22 protein-coding genes are annotated in these 20,675 nt (G+C 40.9%); 20 read left to right on the plus strand and 2 right to left on the minus strand.

Going from position 1 to position 20,675, the window contains the following annotated elements:
* Positions 1–47 precede the first annotated feature (47 nt).
* Both serB and ABKJ27_RS04070 read left to right on the plus strand, forming a co-directional pair.
* A complete protein-coding gene (serB, locus tag ABKJ27_RS04065; protein WP_000084503.1) occupies positions 48–692 on the plus strand; it encodes a phosphoserine phosphatase SerB in 645 nt (214 codons plus the stop codon).
* Between the two features lie 8 nt (positions 693–700).
* Positions 701–1,816: a glycerate kinase gene (locus ABKJ27_RS04070; protein WP_084947046.1), complete on the plus strand. Its 1,116-nt coding sequence runs from the start codon at positions 701–703 to the stop codon at positions 1,814–1,816.
* On the opposite strand, the gene ABKJ27_RS04075 is transcribed toward ABKJ27_RS04070, so the two are convergent.
* Positions 1,813–2,259 (minus strand): DUF1694 domain-containing protein, encoded by a 447-nt coding sequence (locus ABKJ27_RS04075; protein WP_247939484.1) that lies wholly within the window; start codon positions 2,257–2,259, stop codon positions 1,813–1,815. The genes ABKJ27_RS04070 and ABKJ27_RS04075 overlap by 4 nt on opposite strands.
* A 163-nt stretch (positions 2,260–2,422) precedes the next feature.
* Between ABKJ27_RS04075 and eno the strand changes: the two genes are divergently transcribed.
* The 6 genes from eno to ABKJ27_RS04105 all read left to right on the plus strand — a co-directional run bounded on the left by eno (position 2,423) and on the right by ABKJ27_RS04105 (position 9,255).
* The gene (eno, locus tag ABKJ27_RS04080; protein WP_000022821.1) at positions 2,423–3,727 is read left to right on the plus strand and encodes a surface-displayed alpha-enolase; all 1,305 of its coding nucleotides are present in this window, start codon (positions 2,423–2,425) and stop codon (positions 3,725–3,727) included.
* Between the two features lie 271 nt (positions 3,728–3,998).
* The gene (locus ABKJ27_RS04085) at positions 3,999–5,258 is read left to right on the plus strand and encodes a UDP-N-acetylglucosamine 1-carboxyvinyltransferase (protein WP_020902835.1); all 1,260 of its coding nucleotides are present in this window, start codon (positions 3,999–4,001) and stop codon (positions 5,256–5,258) included.
* 15 nt (positions 5,259–5,273) lie between these two features.
* Positions 5,274–5,825 (plus strand): GNAT family N-acetyltransferase, encoded by a 552-nt coding sequence (locus ABKJ27_RS04090; RefSeq protein ID WP_049547209.1) that lies wholly within the window; start codon positions 5,274–5,276, stop codon positions 5,823–5,825.
* Positions 5,818–7,095 (plus strand): CBS-HotDog domain-containing transcription factor SpxR, encoded by a 1,278-nt coding sequence (gene spxR, locus ABKJ27_RS04095; RefSeq protein ID WP_410012100.1) that lies wholly within the window; start codon positions 5,818–5,820, stop codon positions 7,093–7,095. The genes ABKJ27_RS04090 and spxR overlap by 8 nt, the downstream gene beginning before the upstream one ends.
* A 15-nt stretch (positions 7,096–7,110) precedes the next feature.
* Positions 7,111–7,971, plus strand: a complete 861-nt coding sequence (locus tag ABKJ27_RS04100) for a methionyl aminopeptidase (protein WP_049488763.1) — start codon at positions 7,111–7,113, stop codon at positions 7,969–7,971.
* 366 nt (positions 7,972–8,337) lie between these two features.
* The gene (locus tag ABKJ27_RS04105; protein ID WP_084928492.1) at positions 8,338–9,255 is read left to right on the plus strand and encodes a bifunctional riboflavin kinase/FAD synthetase; all 918 of its coding nucleotides are present in this window, start codon (positions 8,338–8,340) and stop codon (positions 9,253–9,255) included.
* An 87-nt stretch (positions 9,256–9,342) separates the two neighbouring features.
* Here ABKJ27_RS04105 and ABKJ27_RS04110 read toward each other — a convergent pair whose 3' ends face one another.
* Positions 9,343–10,191, minus strand: a complete 849-nt coding sequence (locus ABKJ27_RS04110) for a YitT family protein (RefSeq protein ID WP_023942678.1) — start codon at positions 10,189–10,191, stop codon at positions 9,343–9,345.
* A 141-nt stretch (positions 10,192–10,332) separates the two neighbouring features.
* Between ABKJ27_RS04110 and ABKJ27_RS04115 the strand changes: the two genes are divergently transcribed.
* The 12 genes from ABKJ27_RS04115 to ABKJ27_RS04170 all read left to right on the plus strand — a co-directional run bounded on the left by ABKJ27_RS04115 (position 10,333) and on the right by ABKJ27_RS04170 (position 20,629).
* Positions 10,333–11,172: a DegV family protein gene (locus tag ABKJ27_RS04115; RefSeq protein WP_261017855.1), complete on the plus strand. Its 840-nt coding sequence runs from the start codon at positions 10,333–10,335 to the stop codon at positions 11,170–11,172.
* Positions 11,173–11,279: 107 nt separating this feature from the next.
* Positions 11,280–11,555 (plus strand): HU family DNA-binding protein, encoded by a 276-nt coding sequence (locus ABKJ27_RS04120; protein WP_001284640.1) that lies wholly within the window; start codon positions 11,280–11,282, stop codon positions 11,553–11,555.
* Between the two features lie 212 nt (positions 11,556–11,767).
* Positions 11,768–12,475, plus strand: a complete 708-nt coding sequence (gene ccdA2, locus ABKJ27_RS04125) for a thiol-disulfide oxidoreductase-associated membrane protein CcdA2 (protein ID WP_261032890.1) — start codon at positions 11,768–11,770, stop codon at positions 12,473–12,475.
* Positions 12,476–12,486: 11 nt separating this feature from the next.
* Positions 12,487–13,053, plus strand: a complete 567-nt coding sequence (gene sdbB, locus ABKJ27_RS04130; protein WP_000757363.1) for a thiol-disulfide oxidoreductase-associated lipoprotein SdbB — start codon at positions 12,487–12,489, stop codon at positions 13,051–13,053.
* Between the two features lie 122 nt (positions 13,054–13,175).
* Positions 13,176–14,567 (plus strand): APC family permease, encoded by a 1,392-nt coding sequence (locus ABKJ27_RS04135; RefSeq protein ID WP_410012101.1) that lies wholly within the window; start codon positions 13,176–13,178, stop codon positions 14,565–14,567.
* 262 nt (positions 14,568–14,829) lie between these two features.
* Complete coding sequence (locus ABKJ27_RS04140) at positions 14,830–15,408, plus strand: TetR/AcrR family transcriptional regulator (protein WP_230315858.1); 579 nt, start codon at positions 14,830–14,832, stop codon at positions 15,406–15,408.
* A gap of 125 nt (positions 15,409–15,533) precedes the next feature.
* Positions 15,534–16,052, plus strand: a complete 519-nt coding sequence (locus ABKJ27_RS04145) for an HdeD family acid-resistance protein (protein WP_031365518.1) — start codon at positions 15,534–15,536, stop codon at positions 16,050–16,052.
* An 18-nt stretch (positions 16,053–16,070) separates the two neighbouring features.
* The gene (cls, locus tag ABKJ27_RS04150) at positions 16,071–17,588 is read left to right on the plus strand and encodes a cardiolipin synthase (RefSeq protein ID WP_031365519.1); all 1,518 of its coding nucleotides are present in this window, start codon (positions 16,071–16,073) and stop codon (positions 17,586–17,588) included.
* Between the two features lie 11 nt (positions 17,589–17,599).
* Positions 17,600–17,953 carry a potassium channel family protein gene (locus ABKJ27_RS04155; RefSeq protein ID WP_031365520.1) on the plus strand — a complete coding sequence of 118 codons (354 nt, stop codon included), beginning with the start codon at positions 17,600–17,602 and terminating at the stop codon, positions 17,951–17,953.
* On the plus strand, positions 17,953–19,158 hold the full coding sequence (locus tag ABKJ27_RS04160) for a chloride channel protein (protein ID WP_031365521.1): 1,206 nt from the start codon (positions 17,953–17,955) through the stop codon (positions 19,156–19,158). Before ABKJ27_RS04155 ends, ABKJ27_RS04160 begins: the two co-directional genes overlap by 1 nt.
* Positions 19,145–19,906, plus strand: a complete 762-nt coding sequence (locus ABKJ27_RS04165) for a hypothetical protein (protein ID WP_143188770.1) — start codon at positions 19,145–19,147, stop codon at positions 19,904–19,906. Before ABKJ27_RS04160 ends, ABKJ27_RS04165 begins: the two co-directional genes overlap by 14 nt.
* 48 nt (positions 19,907–19,954) lie before the next feature.
* A complete protein-coding gene (locus ABKJ27_RS04170) occupies positions 19,955–20,629 on the plus strand; it encodes an MFS transporter (RefSeq protein ID WP_239682356.1) in 675 nt (224 codons plus the stop codon).
* Positions 20,630–20,675 lie beyond the last annotated feature (46 nt).

The raw sequence follows: 20,675 nt of genomic DNA on the forward strand, positions 1-20,675 counted from the left end.
GTATGATGACTTCATACGATTTTTGGGCTGTTTAGAGAGGAGAACTGATGTCTCAAGTAAAAGGTTTGTGTGTTATGGATGTTGACGGCACCTTACTCCTAGAAGAAGTAATTGATCTTTTGGGAAGAGAGGCAGGTCGTGAGGAGGAAATTTCGCTGATTACAAGTCGGGCAATGAGAGGAGAGTTAGACTTTGAAACGAGTTTACGAGAGAGAGTAGCTTTGTTAAAAGGCCTCCCTGATTCGGTCTTTGATACAGTATTCAACTCTATTCATCTATCGCCAAATGCACAGAAATTTATCTCTATTCTCCAAAAGAATGGAATCCTAGTTGGTCTGGTGTCCGGTGGATTTATACCAATAGTTGATAGATTAGCAAAATCACTTGGAATTGCCCATTTCTCTGCCAACCAACTTGAAGTCAAAGATGGTCTTTTAACTGGAAAATTGATTGGACAAATTATAAGTCCTGAGGTCAAAAAAGAGACTCTGGAAAAATGGAGAGAGGAACTAAAACTTCCTCAAGAAAGAACTGTTGCAATCGGTGACGGGGCCAATGACTTATTAATGTTGAAGTCAGCAGGACTGGGAATTGCTTTTTGTGCCAAAGAAGTACTGAAACAAGAAATACCAAACCATGTTGACAAGAGGGATTTTTTAGAAGTTCTTCCCTTGATTGACTGTTTAGAATGAGGGAAAATATGAAGATTGTAATTGCACCAGATTCGTTTAAGGAAAGCTTGTCCGCTCAACAGGTAGCTGAAGCAATAAAAAGAGGCTTCCAACAATCGATAGCAGATGTAGACTGTCTCCTCTGCCCTGTTGGGGATGGGGGAGAAGGCACTGTAGATTCCATTCGACATTCTCTTGACCTTGAAGAAAAATGGATCCAAGTTACAGGACCTTTTGGACAAAAAGAAGCCATGCGCTATTTTCAAAAAAGTCAACTGGCACTATTTGAAGTTGCCGACTTGGTTGGCCTTGGAAAAATTCCGCTAGAGAAACGAAATCCACTTCAAATCCAAACTTGTGGTATTGGAGAGTTGATTCGTCATCTCATTGCTCAAGGGATTAAAGAAATCTATATCGGCGTTGGTGGCACGGCCAGTAATGACGGAGGAATTGGGATCACTGCTGGTTTAGGTTATCGATTTTATGATAGGGATGGAAATGTCTTGCCCGCTTGCGGTCAGTCCTTATTAAACTTAGCTTCTATGTCAACAGAAAATCGCTATGAAATTCCTGAAGGTGTTCAAATCCGTATTTTAGCAGATGTCGCGAGTCCCTTATGTGGTTATCAAGGTGCGACTTACACTTTTGGCAAACAAAAAGGTTTACATCCTACTATGTTTGCAGTCGTAGATCAGGCAATCCAAGATTTTTATGAAAAAGCCTCACCTGTAACATTGGAAATTAAAGGAGCAGGAGCTGGTGGAGGCATTGCTGGCGGTTTGTGTGCCTTTGCTCAGGCAAATATCGTGTCGGGAATTGATACCTGCTTGAACCTAATCAACTTTGATAAGAAAGTTTCAAATGCTGACTTGGTTATTGTTGGAGAAGGAAGACTAGATTGTCAAAGCTTTGCTGGGAAAGCGCCTATAGGCGTAGCAAAAAGAACCCCTGTCGGAGTTCCTGTTATTGCTATTTGCGGTAGTCTCGCTGAAGATTTACCTTCCCTACCATTTGAAAATATCCAAGCTGCCTTTTCTATTTTGGAGAAAAGTGAACCTCTAGAAGAGAGTTTGAAAAATGCCAGTCTCTATTTGGAGCACACGGCTGCTAATGTAGGGCATTTATTAAATATGCGCAAGATTTAGCCAAACCATTTCTTCCAGATGGATGTTTTGGCTGGTTCTTCCTTTTTAACTTCCCAAAGTTTTGCAAAAGCAAGTCGAAGGTTCTTTTCTTCTACTTGAACTGGTGCATTGCTATGGATAATCAGGCCAAAAGGAGAAGAAGAATGCTCTTCAGATACAATGGTAGCTTGACTATCAGTTTCTTTAGCTTCTTTTAAGTAGAAAACTTGCTTGTCAAATTCGATATTTGGTGAAATCTTCACAAATAGTGGCTCAGCTTTTTCCTGAAGGTTTTCTAAAATAGATAAAAAGCCTTTTTCTAACTGAGGACTATTTGCTGTGTCAATATCTGCATATCCAAGAACTCTTTCCTCAAAAGTGCCAAGATAGCGTCTTTGCTCATCTGGATTTAATTTTGGCCCACCATGAGCTTTTTCAAGTAATTGTTTTGATAAATCTGTCATGAAAACAGTATATCATAAAAGTTAGAATAAAACAGATAAAAGAAAGCGATTACTTTATAAAGTTAAGGAAAATTTGCACAAAGATAACGTTTTTTCTTGAAAAAGGAGGGCTTTTAAGGTATTATAGAGGTGTAAAAAATTTAACTCATAAGGAGAGTAAAAAATGTCAATTATTACTGATGTTTACGCTCGCGAAGTCCTAGACTCACGCGGTAACCCAACACTTGAAGTAGAAGTTTACACTGAATCAGGTGCTTTCGGACGTGGTATGGTTCCATCAGGAGCTTCTACTGGTGAACACGAAGCAGTTGAACTTCGCGACGGTGACAAATCTCGTTACGGTGGTCTTGGTACACAAAAAGCTGTTGACAACGTAAACAACATCATTGCTGAAGCTATCATTGGCTACGATGTACGTGATCAACAAGCTATCGACCGTGCTATGATCGCTCTTGACGGTACTCCTAACAAAGGTAAATTGGGTGCTAACGCAATCCTTGGTGTGTCTATCGCTGTAGCTCGTGCTGCTGCTGACTACCTTGAAATCCCACTTTACAGCTACCTTGGTGGATTCAACACTAAAGTTCTTCCAACTCCAATGATGAACATCATCAACGGTGGTTCTCACTCTGACGCTCCAATCGCTTTCCAAGAATTCATGATCGTACCTGCTGGTGCTCCATCATTCAAAGAAGCTCTTCGTTGGGGTGCTGAAATCTTCCACGCACTTAAGAAAATCCTTAAATCTCGTGGTTTGGAAACAGCCGTAGGTGACGAAGGTGGATTTGCTCCTCGTTTTGAAGGAACTGAAGACGGAGTTGAAACTATCCTTGCTGCTATCGAAGCTGCTGGATATGTTCCTGGTAAAGACGTATTTATCGGATTTGACTGTGCTTCATCAGAATTCTACGATAAAGAACGTAAAGTTTACGATTACACTAAATTCGAAGGTGAAGGAGCAGCTGTACGTACTGCTGCAGAACAAATCGACTACCTTGAAGAATTGGTAAACAAATACCCAATCATCACTATCGAAGATGGTATGGATGAAAATGACTGGGACGGTTGGAAAGCTCTTACTGAACGTCTTGGTGGTAAAGTTCAATTGGTTGGTGACGACTTCTTCGTAACAAACACTTCTTACCTTGAAAAAGGTATTGCAGAAGGTGCTGCTAACTCAATCCTTATCAAAGTTAACCAAATCGGTACTCTTACTGAAACATTCGACGCTATCGAAATGGCGAAAGAAGCTGGTTACACTGCTGTTGTATCACACCGTTCAGGTGAAACTGAAGATTCAACAATCGCTGACATCGCAGTTGCAACTAACGCAGGACAAATCAAGACTGGTTCACTTTCACGTACAGACCGTATCGCTAAATACAACCAATTGCTTCGCATCGAAGACCAACTTGGTGAAGTAGCAGAATACCGTGGATTGAAATCATTCTACAACCTTAAAAAATAAAATAGTTCAGTGAACTATTTTATCCCGAACCTTGAAATTCAAAAGTTCGGCCGTTGATTTAACAACGTTTCTAGCCCCTCGGATTTTATCCGAAGGGCTATTTTTGTATTTAGGGGGGGCAAAGAAGGGGCAAAACATTTCAAGACAGCTCATTTATCAATAAATACGATTCAGCTAATATAATTGAAAATGATGGAAAAAAGGGTGAATTTATGATATACTTTAACGTAGGACCTTTTTAGAAATTTTGAAAGAGTATAAAAAATTTAAAATGAGAAAAATTGTTATCAATGGTGGCTTGCCTCTGCAAGGTGAGATTACCATTAGTGGCGCAAAAAATAGTGTAGTAGCTTTGATTCCAGCTATTATTTTGGCAGATGATGTTGTAACTTTGGATTGTGTTCCAGATATTTCCGATGTTGCTAGTCTTGTCGAAATTATGGAGTTAATGGGGGCTACTGTTAAGCGTTATGACGATGTGTTAGAGATTGATCCAAGAGGTGTTCAAAATATTCCAATGCCTTATGGGAAAATCAATAGTCTTCGTGCATCTTATTATTTTTATGGAAGTCTTTTAGGTCGCTTTGGTGAAGCTACTGTTGGTTTACCTGGTGGATGTGATTTGGGACCTCGCCCTATTGATCTACATCTTAAGGCTTTTGAAGCTATGGGAGCTACTGTTAGCTACGAGGGTGATAACATGAAGTTATCTGCTAAAGATACAGGACTTCACGGCGCAAGTATTTACATGGATACGGTTAGTGTCGGTGCGACGATTAATACGATGATTGCTGCGGTTAAAGCAAATGGTCGTACTATTATTGAAAATGCAGCCCGAGAACCTGAGATTATTGATGTTGCCACTCTCTTAAATAATATGGGTGCTCATATCCGTGGTGCTGGAACTAATATTATCATTATTGATGGTGTTGACAGATTACACGGAACCCGTCATCAGGTGATTCCAGACCGTATTGAAGCAGGAACATATATTTCTTTAGCTGCTGCAGTTGGTAAGGGAATTCGTATTAATAATGTACTATACGAACACTTAGAAGGTTTCATCGCTAAGTTGGAAGAAATGGGAGTGAGAATGACTGTATCGGAGGACAGTATTTTTGTCGAAGAACAGTCTAATTTGAAAGCAATTAATATTAAGACAGCTCCTTATCCTGGTTTTGCTACTGACTTGCAACAACCAATTACTCCTCTTCTATTAACAGCAGAGGGGCGTGGTACCATTATTGATACCATTTATGAAAAACGAGTAAACCATGTTTTTGAACTAGCAAAGATGGACGCAGATATTACGACTACAAACGACCATATTTTATATACTGGTGGACGTGTTTTGCGTGGTGCAAATGTAAAAGCTACTGACCTTAGAGCTGGGGCCGCACTTGTCATTGCTGGTTTAATGGCTGAAGGCAAAACTGAAATTACAAATATTGAGTTCATCTTACGTGGTTATTCAGATATTATTGAAAAATTACGTAATCTAGGAGCGGATATTACACTTGTTGAAGAATAAACCGTAGAGGTGTTTATGAATATTTGGACCAAATTAGCAATGTTTTCTTTTTTTGAAACGGATCGCTTGTATTTGCGTCCTTTCTTTTTTAGTGATAGTAAGGACTTCCATGAGATAGCTTCAAATCCAGAAAATTTACAATTCATTTTTCCAAGTCAAGCTAGTTTGGAAGAGAGTCAATATGCACTGGCCAATTATTTTATGAAATCTCCATTAGGAGTATGGGCTATTTGTGACAAGAAAACTGAAAAAATGATTGGTTCAATTAAGTTTGAAAAGCTAGATGAAATTAAAAAAGAAGCAGAACTTGGTTATTTTTTGAGAAAAGATGTATGGTGTCAAGGTTTTATGACTGAAGTTGTAAGAAAACTTTGCCAACTTTCTTTTGAGGAACTTGGTTTAAAACAATTATCTATCATTACCCACCTTGGAAATGAAGCTAGCCAAAAGGTTGCTCTTAAATCTGGATTTCGATTGATTCGTCAGTTTAAAGGAAGTGATCGCTATACAAGGAAAATGCGAGATTATCTTGAGTTTCGCTTTGTAAAGGGAGAAATTAATGAGTAAACACCAAGAAATTCTAAGTTATTTGGAAGAATTACCCGTTGGTAAAAGGGTCAGTGTTCGAAGCATTTCCAACCATCTAGGAGTCAGTGATGGAACGGCCTATCGGGCCATTAAAGAAGCTGAAAACCGTGGAATTGTGGAGACCCGTCCTAGAAGTGGTACTATCCGTGTTAAATCTCAGAAAGTTGCTATCGAAAGATTAACATTTGCTGAAATTGCAGAAGTGACTTCTTCTGAGGTTCTGGCTGGACAAGAAGGTTTAGAGAGAGAATTTAGTAAATTTTCAATCGGTGCCATGACTGAACAAAATATCTTGTCCTACCTTCACGATGGGGGACTTTTGATTGTCGGAGATCGTACTCGTATCCAATTACTAGCGCTGGAAAATGAAAATGCAGTTCTGGTTACAGGTGGATTTCATGTCCATGATGATGTGCTTAAACTGGCCAATCAAAAAGGAATTCCTGTTTTAAGAAGCAAACATGACACTTTCACTGTCGCGACCATGATCAATAAAGCCCTTTCAAATGTACAAATCAAGACTGATATTCTGACAGTTGAGAAACTTTATCGTCCGAGTCATGAGTATGGTTTTCTGAGAGAGACTGACACTGTTAAAGATTATTTGGACTTAGTACGTAAGAATCGTAGCAGTCGTTTCCCAGTTATCAATCAACATCAGGTTGTTGTTGGGGTTGTTACCATGAGAGATGCTGGTGACAAGTCACCAAGCACCACAATTGACAAGGTCATGTCTCGTAGTCTATTTTTAGTTGGATTATCGACAAATATTGCCAATGTGAGTCAACGGATGATTGCTGAAGACTTTGAAATGGTACCAGTTATTCGAAGTAATCAAACCTTACTTGGCGTTATAACTAGACGAGATGTCATGGAGAAGATGAGTCGTTCCCAAGTTTCTGCTCTACCTACTTTTTCTGAGCAGATTGGACAAAAACTTTCTTATCATCATGATGAAGTAGTCATTACAGTGGAACCCTTTATGCTTGAGAAGAACGGTGTTTTGGCTAATGGTGTATTGGCAGAAATTTTGACCCACATGACCCAAGATTTAGTTGTTAATAGTGGTCGAAATCTCATTATTGAGCAGATGCTGATTTACTTTTTACAGGCTGTTCAGATAGATGATATACTGCGTATTCAAGCACGTATTATCCATCATACGAGACGGTCAGCTATTATCGATTATGATATTTATCATGGTCACCAGATTGTTTCAAAAGCAAATGTGACCGTTAAAATTAATTAGAAACTAGGAGAAAAAATGATAACATTAAAATCAGCTCGTGAAATCGAAGCTATGGACAAGGCTGGGGATTTTCTAGCAAGCATTCATATCGGCTTACGTGATTTGATTAAGCCTGGCGTAGATATGTGGGAAGTTGAAGAGTATGTCCGCCGTCGTTGTAAGGAAGAAAATTTCCTTCCGCTTCAGATTGGTGTTGACGGTGCTATGATGGACTATCCTTATGCTACCTGCTGCTCTCTTAACGATGAAGTAGCTCACGCTTTTCCTCGTCACTATATCTTGAAAGATGGTGATTTACTCAAGGTTGATATGGTTTTGGGAGGTCCTATTGCTAAATCTGACCTGAATGTCTCAAAACTAAACTTCAACAATGTGGAGCAAATGAAAAAATACACTCAGAGCTACTCTGGTGGTTTAGCAGACTCGTGTTGGGCTTATGCTGTTGGTACACCGTCCGAAGAAGTGAAAAACTTGATGAATGTGACCAAAGAAGCCATGTACAAGGGAATCGAGCAAGCTGTTGTTGGAAATCGTATCGGTGATATCGGTGCAGCGATTCAAGAATACGCTGAAAGTCGTGGTTACGGTGTAGTACGTGATTTGGTTGGTCATGGTGTTGGTCCAACCATGCACGAAGAACCAATGGTTCCTAACTATGGTATTGCTGGTCGTGGTCTTCGTCTCCGTGAAGGAATGGTTTTGACCATTGAACCAATGATCAATACAGGTGACTGGGAAATTGATACAGATATGAAGACCGGCTGGGCCCATAAGACCATTGATGGTGGCCTATCTTGCCAATATGAACACCAATTCGTGATTACTAAAGATGGACCTGTTATCTTGACTAGCCAAGGTGAAGAAGGAACTTATTAATAAAAAGTGAAAAGGCTGCTGGATGTTCATTTTGAAAAATTCAGTAGATCGGTTCATATTAAATTAAATAAACGCATTGTATCAAGTTTTAGATAGCTGATATGATGCGTTTTTCTGATTTTAAGATTCTTCTACTCAATGAAAATTAAAGAGCAAACTAGGAAGCTAGCCTCTGGCTGTACTTGAGTACGGTAAGGCGACGCTGACGTGGTTTGAAGAGATTTTCGAAGAGTATTAACTCAATCCCTTGTTCTTTATTAGGATCTCAAAAACAAAATTCTTCTAAACTGGTACACTTCAGGTTTAAAAAAGGACATTTCAGATTTTCTGGTTCAGAAATAGCTATCACTATGATATAATTATTTTATGATTATTACTATTCCTATAAAAAACCAAAAAGATATTGGCACACCATCCGATTCGGTCGTTGTACTCGGCTATTTTGATGGTATACATAAGGGACATCAAGAACTATTTCGTGTTGCCAACAAGGCTGCGAGAAAGGATTTATTGCCTATCGTAGTTATGACCTTTAATGAATCTCCAAAGATCGCTTTAGAGCCTTATCATCCTGACCTATTTTTGCATATTTTGAACCCTGCTGAACGTGAGAGAAAATTAAAGCGTGAAGGTGTAGAAGAATTGTATCTCCTTGATTTTAGTAGCAAATTTGCTAGTCTCACAGCAGAAGAATTTTTTGCGACTTATATCAAGGCTATGAATGCCAAAATTATTGTTGCAGGTTTTGATTATACATTTGGTTCTGACAAAAAAACGGCAGAAGATTTAAAGAATTACTTTGATGGAGAGGTTATCATTGTCCCACCTGTAGAAGATGAGAAAGGAAAGATTAGTTCAACTCGTATCCGTCAAGATATTTTAGATGGCAATGTGAAAGAAGCAGGAGAACTTTTGGGGGCACCGCTTCCATCAAGAGGTATGGTGGTTCATGGCAATGCTCGTGGTCGTACGATTGGTTATCCGACAGCGAATTTGGTGCTTTTAGATCGTACTTATATGCCAGCAGATGGCGTTTATGTCGTTGATGTTGAGATTCAAAGACAGAAGTATCGTGCTATGGCTAGTGTCGGGAAAAATGTGACCTTCGATGGAGAAGAAGCACGTTTTGAAGTCAATATTTTTGATTTTAATCAAGATATTTATGGGGAAACCGTCATGGTTTATTGGCTTGATCGCATTCGAGATATGACCAAATTTGACTCAGTTGACCAATTAGTGGATCAGTTAAAGGCTGATGAAGAAGTAGCTCGGAATTGGTCTTAAGAGATTGAGTAAACAAAAAAGAGGTTGTTTGTAACCTAAAAGATAGATGAATAAGTCTAACTTTTGAGGTCACTACACTACCTCTTTTTATTCTTTTTCAAAGGTGAATCCTTCTCCAAGGATTTCATGGGCTTCTGTAATGGTTATAAAGGCTTGAGGATCGATTCGATGAATCATTTCCTTCATTTTCACAATCTCATTTCTACCGACAATACAGTAGATAATCTTCAAATCTTTTTGACTATAGTAGCCTTGACCAGAAATAAAAGTAACGCCTCTTCCTAGGTCATCATTAATCGCTTTAGCAAGTTGGTCAGGACGTTTTGTGATAATCATAAATCCTTTACCAGCATAGCCACCTTCTCCAATCAAATCAATGACACGAGAAACGATAAAATCAAATAAGAGTGTGTAGGAAACCAATCTCAAATCCTTGAAGATTAGGAGAATAAGCATGAGAATACAAAAATCTAAGATAAAGAGCAATTTTCCCATTGATATATGAGTGTATTTATTGAGAATACGAGCAAGAATATCAGTACCACCAGTTGTACCTCCAGCATTAAAGATAATTCCAAGACCAATTCCCAATAGAATCCCAGCTATAAGGGCAGTGATTAGTAAATCACCTTGAAGATCAATATGAAGGGGAATACGCTCAAAAAAAGCCAACCAGGCGGACAAAGCTAAGGTTCCAAGCAAACTAGAATAGAGAGATTTTGCTCCAAAAATCTTCCAAGCTAGGATGAAAAGGGGAATGTTAATCAGCAAGTTCATGAGCGAAACAGGGATTTTAAAAAGATAAAAGGTGATAAGGGTAATACCTGTCGCCCCTCCTTCAAAGAGATGATGAGGAACTACAAAATAAGTCAGACCAAAAGCATAAATAGCAGCACCTAGTAAAATGGTAAAAATGGGGTAAATTTTTTTAATCATAGGACACCTCTTTTCTTATAAGTTGATTATATCAAATTTTTACGGAAAATTTGATTGACTCCATTAGGATTTTTAATCTTTTTTTGATATAATTAGAAGTAAGAAAACCAATCTGAATCCTAAAATAGAAAGATTGATACTATGACAAAAATTAAGATTGTAACCGATTCATCTGTTACTATTGAACCTGAACTCGTAAAACAATTAGATATTACAATTGTTCCATTATCTGTAATGATTGATAATGTTGTTTATTCTGATGCTGATTTGAAAGAAGAAGGTAAATTTCTTCAGTTGATGCAAGCAAGTAAGAATCTTCCTAAGACAAGTCAACCGCCTGTAGGTGTCTTCGCTGAAGTTTTTGAGGACCTATGCAAAGATGGTAGCCAGATTCTTGCTATTCATATGTCCCATGCTCTTTCTGGTACGGTAGAAGCAGCACGCCAAGGTGCTAGTTTATCTACTGCCGATGTGACAGTTATCGATAGTTCCTTTACTGACCAAGCCCTGAAATTCCAAGTTGTTGAGGCTGCGAAGTTAGCACAAGAAGGCAAAGATATGGCGGAAATTTTATCTCACGTTGAAGAGGTTAAAAACCACACAGAACTTTATATTGGTGTTTCAACTTTGGAAAATCTTGTTAAAGGTGGACGAATTGGCCGTGTAACTGGATTGTTGAGTTCTCTTCTTAATATCCGTGTTGTCATGCAGATGAAGGACCATGAATTGCAGCCAATGGTTAAAGGTCGTGGTGCTAAAACTTTTAAAAAATGGTTGGATGAGTTGAGAACATCACTCGCTGAACGTTCTGTAGCAGAGATTGGAATTTCATATTCTGGTAGTGCTGATTGGGCAAAAGAGATGAAAGAAAGCTTACAAGCTTATGTTGAACAGCCAATTTCTGTTTTGGAAACGGGTTCCATTATTCAAACGCACACAGGTGAGAATGCTTGGGCTATTTTGGTACGTTACCACTCCTAAAAAAATAAAGAAAATGGGAAGAAATAGCGTTTTTAACTTGACCTAAAAGGGATTTTAGGATATGATTATATTTGTTAATTAGAAATTAATTTGGAGGAATCATTAACATGGCAAACAAACAAGATTTGATCGCTAAAGTAGCAGAAGCTACAGAATTGACTAAGAAAGACTCAGCAGCAGCAGTTGAAGCTGTATTCGCAGCAGTAACTGAGTACCTTGCAGCTGGTGAAAAAGTTCAATTGATCGGTTTTGGTAACTTTGAAGTTCGTGAGCGTGCTGCACGTAAAGGTCGCAACCCACAAACTGGTAAAGAAATCAAAATTGCAGCTTCTAAAGTTCCAGCATTCAAAGCTGGTAAAGCTCTTAAAGACGCTGTTAAATAATCAACCTTCAAAAAGCCTATCATATCAAGCATTTGAGCTTGTGTGACAGGCTTTTCTTTTGCTTTTGGGACATTTTGTGGGCAGAATCTGAATGAACTAGTAGCGGAAAATCTTTCAAATACAGAATAATTCAAATTGCGTAGCAGAAATCATACAAATGAAATTGATTATAGTAAAATAGGATTAGAATTATTAAGAAAGTTGGTTTTTTATTGGAAACGATAGTATTTTCAATCTCCGTTTTTTTAGCAGGGATTTTGTCCTTCTTTTCACCTTGTATTTTCCCTCTGTTACCTGTTTATACTGGAATTTTATTGGATGATCAGGAAAGTGCAAAAAGCTTTTCTTTGTTTGGGAGAAAGGTTGCTTGGTCAGGTCTGATTCGAACACTTTGCTTTATCGCAGGCATTTCACTCATTTTCTTTATTTTAGGCTTTGGTGCTGGTTACTTTGGGAATATTCTCTATGCCAATTGGTTTCGATATACCATGGGAACAATTATTATCATTTTAGGCTTTCACCAGATGGAAATTTTTCATTTTAAGAAATTAGAGGTTCAAAAAAGCTTTACTTTTAAGAAATCAGAAGCCAATCGTTATTGGTCGGCCTTTTTACTCGGTATTACCTTTAGCTTTGGTTGGACGCCTTGTATTGGTCCTGTTTTGAGTTCTGTTTTAGCGCTTGCGGCTTCTGGAGGAAATGGCGCTTGGCAAGGTGCAATCTATACCTTGATTTACACTCTGGGGATGGCAATTCCTTTCTTGCTTTTGGCTCTAGCTTCAGGTGTAGTAATGCCTTATTTTAGTAAAATTAAACGTCATATGATGCTACTGAAGAAAATTGGTGGTTTCCTCATTATTTTAATGGGAATTTTGTTACTATTAGGACAAGTAAATGTTCTAGCTGGAATTTTTGAATAAAGGAGAAAAAGATGAAAAAAGTAATGTTTGCTGCCTTAAGCCTCTTGTCATTAGTCGTATTGATAGCCTGTGGTGAGGAAGAGACTAAAAAGACTCAAGCTCCACAACAATCCCCAAAACAACAGCAACAAACGACTGTACAACAAATTGCTGTTGGAAAAGATGCGCCAGACTTCACCTTACAATCTATGGATGGTAAAGAAGTTAAGTTATCTGATTATAAGGGGAAAAAAGTCTACTTGAAGTTTTGGGCTTCATGGTGTGGTCCATGTAAGAAAAGTATGCCTGAGTTGATGGAATTAGCGGCGAAACCAGATCGTGATTTTGAAATTCTTAGTGTCATTGCACCAGGAATTCAAGGTGAAAAAACTGTCGAGCAATTCCCACAATGGTTCCAAGATCAAGGTTATAAGGATATCCCAGTTCTTTATGACACAAAAGCAACCACATTCCAAGCTTATCAAATTCGAAGCATTCCTACAGAATACCTGATTGACAGTCAAGGAAAGATTGGGAAGATTCAATTTGGTGTTATCAGCAATGCGGATGCAGAAGCAGCCTTTAAAGAAATGAACTAGAATAGATAAAAATCTGATTACAAGAGAGTAGTCAGATTTTTTTAGGAAAACATTTTATAAATATTCACAAATATCCTATATTTATGGTAAAATAGAATCATCATTTTATTTTGGAGTCAAAGATGAATATATTTAGAACAAAGAATGTTAGTTTGGATAAAACAGAGATGCACAGGCATTTGAAGTTATGGGATTTGATTTTGCTGGGTATCGGAGCCATGGTAGGGACAGGCGTCTTTACAATTACTGGTACTGCAGCTGCAACACTTGCTGGTCCAGCCCTAGTGATTTCAATTGTCATTTCTGCCTTATGTGTGGGATTATCAGCTCTCTTTTTTGCAGAATTTGCTTCACGAGTACCTGCTACAGGTGGTGCCTACAGTTATCTCTATGCTATTTTAGGAGAATTCCCAGCCTGGTTGGCAGGTTGGTTAACCATGATGGAGTTCATGACAGCCATATCGGGTGTGGCTTCTGGTTGGGCAGCGTATTTTAAAGGGCTTCTCTCTCAATACGGGATAGCCCTTCCTCAGGCTTTAAATGGTACCTTTAATCCTCAAGCAGGGACGTTTGTTGATTTATTACCTATTCTTGTCTTGGTCTTGGTGACCTCGCTTGTTCTACTTAATGCGAAAGCCGCCTTACGCTTTAATTCAATTCTAGTTATTTTGAAATTTTCTGCTTTAGCTCTCTTTGTTTTAGTAGGAATCTGGCATATCAAGCTTGATAACTGGAGTAATTTTGCTCCCTATGGTTTTGGACAAATCTATGGTGCCAGTACTGGTATTATGGCTGGTGCGTCCTTGATGTTCTTTGGTTTTTTGGGGTTTGAATCCATCTCTATGGCTGTAGATGAGGTCAAGACTCCTCAAAAAAATATTCCTAGAGGGATTGTCTTATCGCTTTCTATCGTAACCATTCTTTATGCCTTGGTGACGCTTGTTTTGACTGGTGTGGTTCACTATAGTCATCTAAATGTCGACGATGCCGTTGCCTTTGCCCTTCGTAGCGTTGGGATTAGTTGGGCAGCTAGTTATGTGTCATTAGTGGCTATCTTAACCTTGATTACGGTTTGTATCTCAATGACTTATGCCCTATCTCGTATGATTTACAGTTTAGCGCGTGACGGATTGATGCCTGCTGCCTTTAAAGAACTGACCAAAACAAGCAAGGTACCAAAAAATGCTACTATCTTGACAGGTCTAGCTTCAGCAGTAGCAGCAGGAATGTTCCCTCTTGCTAGTATCGCAGCCTTCTTAAATATTTGTACCTTGTCTTATCTGATCATGTTGGCTTATGGTTTGATTCGCTTACGGAGAGAAAAGGGGATGCCCAAAGCTGGAGAATTTAAAACACCACTGGTACCCTTATTACCGATTTTATCAATCATCATTTGTTTATCATTTATGTTGCAGTATAATATGGAAACCTGGATTGCTTTCCTAGTTGCATTGTTAGTAGGAAGTATTATTTACTTTACTTATGGTTATAAGCATTCTACCATAGAAGAATAATACTCTTCGAAAATCTCTTCAAACCACGTCAGCTTCGCCTTGCCGTATGTATGGTTACTGACTTCGTCAGTTTCATCTACAACCTCAAAACAGTGTTTTGAGCAACCTACGGCTAGCTTCCTAATTTGCTCTTTGATTTTCATTGAGTATATAAAGTGAGAATCTGTTGAGTTATTGAAACTCAGCAGATTTTTTTAGTGCATAGGGGTTGACATTGTAGACCAACTGGTCTATAATGTCAAAAAAGCTTAGGAGCAGTAGGATGAAAAAAGAGTTGAAAACCCAGCTAACTCGGGAGCGCATCATTGAAGCGGCCCTAATCGAGTTTTCTCAAAAGGGCTATAAGGCCTTCGGCATCAATGAACTCTGCAAAAATCACAAGATTTCAAAGGGGATTCTTTACCATAACTTTTCTGGCAAGACGGAGCTCTATCTGGCCTGCGTCCGTGAGAGCTTTCAGAAGGCTGTGTCCATCATCCGTGGGGAGTCAGGTGACATTCCCAGCCTAGCAGACTATATGGAACGTCGTCATCGTTTTTCCAAGGATTTTCCTCACCACAGCCATGTCTTCTTTGAGGTTTGGATGACAGCTCCAGCAGAAATTGCTGAGGAAGTGGCACAGGAAAAGGCTGTTTTTGAGGACTTGAATCGTCAGGTTTCAGAAAAATTACTGTCTGAGTCAACCCTCAAAGATTATATCAGCCAAGAAGCGGCCCTATACTATCTGACCTTTATCCAGCAACTCTTTCGGAGTTATTATCTGGGGCCAGCGGATCTCAAGGAACCAGCAGTTTGGCCAGCCAATATGAAAATGACCTCAAAAAGGTCCTTCATCTCATGATTTATGGCATTTTAAAGGATGAAAAGTGAAAAGGAGTGATTCATGATTAGAAGTCCAGTATGAGGCCTGTCCTCGAAATCAACACAAAAATAAATAAAAAAACAATAAATATTAGGAGAGTTATTATGTCTAAAAAATTATCATGGTTGTCTATCGTAGCGGGTGTTTTATCCATTCTTGCAGGTTTTTATCTGATGGCCAATCCAGCCCTCAGCCTTCTGTCCTTTGCCATCTTGTTTGCCCTCATTTTCATGGTCAACGGTATTTCTGATATCATCAAATACTTCTCAGCTGATGAGAAAAGCGGTTGGGACCTCTTCACCGGTGTGATGACGGTTCTCTTGGCTATCTGGCTCTTCTCAGGGACCTTCTTTGAAAAAGTGACCTTCATTCCCTTCATCTTTGCTTTCTGGGCCCTCTTTACAGGTGTTTCCAAGACGATTATGAGTTTTGAAGTCAAAAAAGTGGACAAGAAGTTGGGCAGCACCCTTCTTTGGACGGGTATTTTGGGGATTATCGCAGGGATCATCATGATGGGTCACCCACTCATGACAGGCGTGATTGTGACCTATACCGTGGCCTTTGTCTTTATCTACCAAGGGATTGCGGCTATCGTTCTCTATTTCAAATCTAAAAAAGCATAAGTTAGAAAGGGTTTCAATATGGAGAAGCTGAAAAATATCCTCTTTAACAAGGTCACCATCGGGGCCATCCTGCTCTTTGTACAACTGGCCTGGCTCTTGCTCTTTTTCTACCAATTAAGCAGCTATTCCACAGTGATTACAGCTATTTTGGGGCTTGTCAGTGTCCTGATGATGTTGGCTATTGTCAGCTCCAAGGATAATCCGGTCTACAAGATTGGCTGGCTCATCCTGATTGGCCTCATGCCCATGTTTGGAACCTTTCTTTACTTAATCTCTGCCAACAAGCAACCAGCTAAGAAGCTGAGAAAGGCCATTCAAGAGTCGGAAGCCCGCATTGAACAAGCCTTAGAGCAAACTAACTATTCTTCCCAAGATGTCCCAATTGCAGACGAGGTCAAAGGAATTTCGGACTACATTGCCAGTCAGGGCACTTATACCCGCCATGGCAATACGGATGTGTCCTATTTCAAACTGGGTGAGGACATGTATGCCTCCATGCTCAAAGATATGGAGCAGGCCCAGTCCTTTATCTTCTTTGAATACTTCATTGTCGGCCAAGGGCAGATGTGGGATGGGATGAAGGATATCCTGATCAACAAGGCACAGGAAGGCCTGGATGTCCGTGTCATGTATGATGATTTGGGTTCTCTGATGGTCTTGCCAAAGGGCTTCAAGGCCGAGCTGGAGAGCAATGGCGTCAAGGTGGTAACCTTTAACCCGATGGTCCCTTATCTAGCTCTGGGAATGAACAATCGCGACCATCGCAAGATCTTAGTCATTGATGGAAATGTGGCTTACAACGGGGGCATCAATATCGCGGATGAATACATCAATGTGGACAGCAAATTAGGCCACTGGAAGGATACCGGTCTGCGCTTGGAAGGGGATGGGGTTGCCAATCTGACCCTCATGTTCCTCTCGGTTTGGGATGCCTGCCGCAAGGAGCAGACCCATGTTGCGGCCTATCTGCCTAAGAAGTCCGTAAAGGCCAAGGGTTATGTCCAGCCATTCTCCGATTCGCCTTTGGATGAGGAGCTGATTTCAGAGAACCTCTATATGGATATCCTCTGGAATGCCAAGGACTATGTTTACATCTTTACCCCTTATCTGATTATCGACCATGAGATGACACTGGCTCTGACCATGGCGGCCAAAAGAGGGGTAGATGTCCGCATCGTAGTGCCGAAGATTCCAGATAAGAAGGCTGTCTACACCCTGACCGAATCCTATTTCCGTCCGCTTCTGGAAGCAGGCGTTCGCTTGTATCGCTACACGCCAGGTTTTATCCATGCCAAGAGCTATCTGGCAGATGATAAGGTTGGCGTCGTTGGGACCATCAACATGGACTACCGCAGCCTCTACCTGCACTTTGAATGCGGTACCTTCCTTTATGAGGTTGACGCGCTCAAGGACTTGAAAGAAGACTATCTCGAAACCTTTGCGGTCAGTGAAGAAGTGCAGTTGAAGGAGCTGGGAGAAGGACTGCTGAAACGGACAGGTCAGGCTGTTCTAAGAGTCTTGAGTCCGCTCTTTTAGGAGGAAATACCATGAAAGCGAATCTTAGAAAAAAGAAACCTTTGCAGGTTTTGTGGCATATTGTCAAGGTAACCCATTTTTCCAATTTTATCCTGTCCTTTGTCTGTTATCTCTTTCTGGCAGCCCTGATCTTGTTGTTTACTGAGCCTGCCATTGAGACTTTCGGAGATAGTATTTGGTATTCTTTCGTGACCTCGACCACTACGGGCTATGGGGATATTGTGGTGACAACAGCCATCGGCAGGATTGTCAGTGTTATCCTGTCTCTCTATGGCCTCCTCTTTTTCGGCTGTCTGTCAGGGATTGTGGTGACCTACTATATGGAGATGAACAAGCTCTTGCCCAAGGAGGAGGATCAAAAGTGATGAAGAAACAAAATCTTAGGATCCTGCTTTCGGGCTTCTGCTTGAGCAGTCTGATTGCCCTAGTTGCCTTTCTCTTTCTGATGGCTGAAAAATTTGGCAGCCATCTATTGTGGGAAAGCTGGGGGCATTCTGTGCCCTTTCCCAACCTTTATAAAGGTCTCTTGCTCTTGGTGGGTGGCTTCTTGGTCTTTGCCCTCAAACGAAAGTGGGGGAGTCTGCCTAGAACCAGCCATGAGCTGATGGAGGAGCTGAAAGAAGGTCAGACCGTCAATTACCGCCATACTTGGCGCAGCCTGGTCTTGGCCCTACTCATCCTTGTAATGGGAGCAGGAGTTGGGCCAGAGGCCCCTTTGTTGGGGGCAGTCATTGCCTACTCCATCTGGCAGGCGGATAAGCTCCGTTACCTAGAAGCTAATAGAGAGCAGCTGAAGCACCTGCCCCTCCAAGATAAGTTTGTCAGGCTTTTCCATCCCAGTCAATACCTGCTGACCTATCCAGCCAGCCAGAAGGGAACGGATAAGAAGAAGCGCTTGTTTTTCATTGTCAACGGCCTGATTATTTTTGTCCTGCTGATGCGGATGACCGAGCAACCTTCCTTTATCACCAAACTGGGTGACAGCCAGTGGCAGATGGCGGAATTGGTTTTGATTTTGCCCCTCATGCTCTATGGCTTCCTCTTTGGTAAAGTCTACTATTGGCTGATGAAAAAGATAAAAGCTGTCTTGAAGGCGTATTCCTTGCCTCTCTTTGCTAAAGTCATGCTTGGTGCAATTGCCATCTTTGGAATTGCGGTTTTTGCGCCCAGCCTGCTCTTTTCTGGCCAGCATGCCATGCACTCAGTTGTGGAGATGGGGCTGGAGCTACCAGTCCTAGTTTTGTTTGGTCTGTCCCTTCTCAAACTTCTCTTTTTGGAAATCTGCCTGGAAACAGGCTGGACAGGCGGAGATATTTTTCCCATCACCTTTGCCAGCATCCTGCAGGGCTTTGCAGTGGCCCAATTGCTGCCAGGCTACGACCCCCTCTTTGTCGTTCTGGTTGTCAGCCTTTCTTTGGCGGTCACCTTGCTGCAGAAGGAGTGGCTGGCAGGTATCTTCATCTCCCTCTTTTTCCCAGTCAAACTTTGGCCCATTGCCCTCATTCTCATCTTCATGTTACGGTGGATGGGTATAAAAGTGAAAGCAGGAAGAGTTCATGGTGAAGCCTAATTTCAGTCGGCTGCTCCATGGCTCTTGGGCTTTGCTTATCTTTGTCCTACTCATGCTCCAGCCGGCCATCTACCAGGGAATCATCAAAGCCAGTCTGACTCCCTCCATGGCCTATCTGGACGCCCTTTTGGCAGGTGAATTCGGCACCTTTATCAGCCAAAAACTAATTTGGATGGGAGTTTTCTTGATTCTTGCCTTTCTGGGTCAGCTCATCCTCTACTTTTGGGGAAATATGCACTTGCTGGGCATTTTGAAGAGAGAAAGAGGACTTAGTCCTTCCTTGATGCGCCTGACCTGGGCCTATTACGGGCTAATCTGGCTGATGGCTGGGGCTATTTTGGCTGTCCTGCTTGTCCTGATCATCCAGGGATGGCAGATTTACCAGCTATCTGGCGAGCTTGGACAGTATGATTTTCAAGCGACTGTTGAACAGATTTTAGACAAGCTGCGGAGCCTTAGTTTACAAAGCCTTGGGGACATGGAAGCGACTTTGAAAGCCATTTGGACCATTTTAAAAGAAAATGCCCCCCTCTATAAAGTGCTACGAGAAGGGATTGCTACCCTAACTCAGATTGAACAAGTCATCGGAACCTCTTACTTCTTACTTTCTGGACTGTCAATCTATATGGTTTTGGAGAATCTATTCTTCTATACCTTACGAGTAAAGAAGTCTCAACTTCTGATGATTGGGCAACATCTGATAGAAAAGGGGAGCAGGAGTAGCCTCCTTTCAAAAAAAATTCTTTGAACCATTCAATTATTTACTCCCTAGCAAAACTTATGCTATACTAGGTGTATGAAAAACTCTAGTAACAAGAAAAAATCATTCTTTTTATTGATTGGTGTGATGATGATGGGGGCCGTGATGCGGGTCCCATTTACTGCGATTCCAGCTGTTTTGACGGATATTGCGGCTGGCCTGGGTGTTTCAGTCAGTGACTTGGGCATTTTGACTTCTCTGCCCCTCGTCATGTTTGCCCTTTGTTCTTCCCTGGCTCCTGGCTGGGCGGCTCGATTGGGTCTGGAAAAACTCTTGGGCCTGGCCCTCTTGGTCATGACAGCTGGCTCCCTGCTTCGGATTGTAGGTGTAGCAGGGCTCTTTCTTGGAACCATCCTAATCGGTATTTCAGTGGCCATTATCAATGTCCTCCTGCCCAGTCTGGTCTCCGTGCATTTCCCACTTAAGGTTGGGCTCTATACCACCGTCTATATCACCATGATGGGCTTAGCGGGAACGGTCGGTTCAATGGTGGCTGTACCGATTGTAGAAGCTAGTTCCTGGCAGACCTTTGTTATCCTATTGACCCTCTTTGTTGGCCTAGCGGCCCTCATCTGGTTGCCAAACTGGTCCTACAACCATCGCTTTGAGCAAGCCTCCAAAACGACCAAGCAAGGATCACTTTTGAAAAACAAGGCGGCCCTGATTTTTATATGTGAAAGAAATTTCAAATTTTTTCTAAAAATAGCTTGACAGATTAAATTTTTAGGAGTAGAATGTTTACCAGTTAATTAAATAG

Origin of the sequence: Streptococcus sp. KHUD_011 (assembly GCF_046352925.1) — a bacterium.
GTDB lineage: Bacteria > Bacillota > Bacilli > Lactobacillales > Streptococcaceae > Streptococcus.

Coding starts and splice junctions, on each gene's coding strand:
- ABKJ27_RS04110 (WP_023942678.1), bottom strand. CDS start 10,191: ATGATTAAAAAAATTTACCCCATTTTTACCATTTTACTAGGTGCTGCT.
- eno (WP_000022821.1), top strand. CDS start 2,423: ATGTCAATTATTACTGATGTTTACGCTCGCGAAGTCCTAGACTCACGC.
- ABKJ27_RS04090 (WP_049547209.1), top strand. CDS start 5,274: ATGAATATTTGGACCAAATTAGCAATGTTTTCTTTTTTTGAAACGGAT.
- ABKJ27_RS04075 (WP_247939484.1), bottom strand. CDS start 2,259: ATGACAGATTTATCAAAACAATTACTTGAAAAAGCTCATGGTGGGCCA.
- cls (WP_031365519.1), top strand. CDS start 16,071: ATGGAGAAGCTGAAAAATATCCTCTTTAACAAGGTCACCATCGGGGCC.
- serB (WP_000084503.1), top strand. CDS start 48: ATGTCTCAAGTAAAAGGTTTGTGTGTTATGGATGTTGACGGCACCTTA.
- ABKJ27_RS04170 (WP_239682356.1), top strand. CDS start 19,955: ATGAAAAACTCTAGTAACAAGAAAAAATCATTCTTTTTATTGATTGGT.
- ABKJ27_RS04165 (WP_143188770.1), top strand. CDS start 19,145: ATGGTGAAGCCTAATTTCAGTCGGCTGCTCCATGGCTCTTGGGCTTTG.
- ABKJ27_RS04120 (WP_001284640.1), top strand. CDS start 11,280: ATGGCAAACAAACAAGATTTGATCGCTAAAGTAGCAGAAGCTACAGAA.
- ABKJ27_RS04140 (WP_230315858.1), top strand. CDS start 14,830: ATGAAAAAAGAGTTGAAAACCCAGCTAACTCGGGAGCGCATCATTGAA.
- ABKJ27_RS04155 (WP_031365520.1), top strand. CDS start 17,600: ATGAAAGCGAATCTTAGAAAAAAGAAACCTTTGCAGGTTTTGTGGCAT.
- ABKJ27_RS04105 (WP_084928492.1), top strand. CDS start 8,338: ATGATTATTACTATTCCTATAAAAAACCAAAAAGATATTGGCACACCA.
- ABKJ27_RS04100 (WP_049488763.1), top strand. CDS start 7,111: ATGATAACATTAAAATCAGCTCGTGAAATCGAAGCTATGGACAAGGCT.
- ABKJ27_RS04145 (WP_031365518.1), top strand. CDS start 15,534: ATGTCTAAAAAATTATCATGGTTGTCTATCGTAGCGGGTGTTTTATCC.
- ABKJ27_RS04115 (WP_261017855.1), top strand. CDS start 10,333: ATGACAAAAATTAAGATTGTAACCGATTCATCTGTTACTATTGAACCT.
- ABKJ27_RS04160 (WP_031365521.1), top strand. CDS start 17,953: ATGAAGAAACAAAATCTTAGGATCCTGCTTTCGGGCTTCTGCTTGAGC.
- ABKJ27_RS04085 (WP_020902835.1), top strand. CDS start 3,999: ATGAGAAAAATTGTTATCAATGGTGGCTTGCCTCTGCAAGGTGAGATT.
- spxR (WP_410012100.1), top strand. CDS start 5,818: ATGAGTAAACACCAAGAAATTCTAAGTTATTTGGAAGAATTACCCGTT.
- sdbB (WP_000757363.1), top strand. CDS start 12,487: ATGAAAAAAGTAATGTTTGCTGCCTTAAGCCTCTTGTCATTAGTCGTA.
- ABKJ27_RS04135 (WP_410012101.1), top strand. CDS start 13,176: ATGAATATATTTAGAACAAAGAATGTTAGTTTGGATAAAACAGAGATG.
- ABKJ27_RS04070 (WP_084947046.1), top strand. CDS start 701: ATGAAGATTGTAATTGCACCAGATTCGTTTAAGGAAAGCTTGTCCGCT.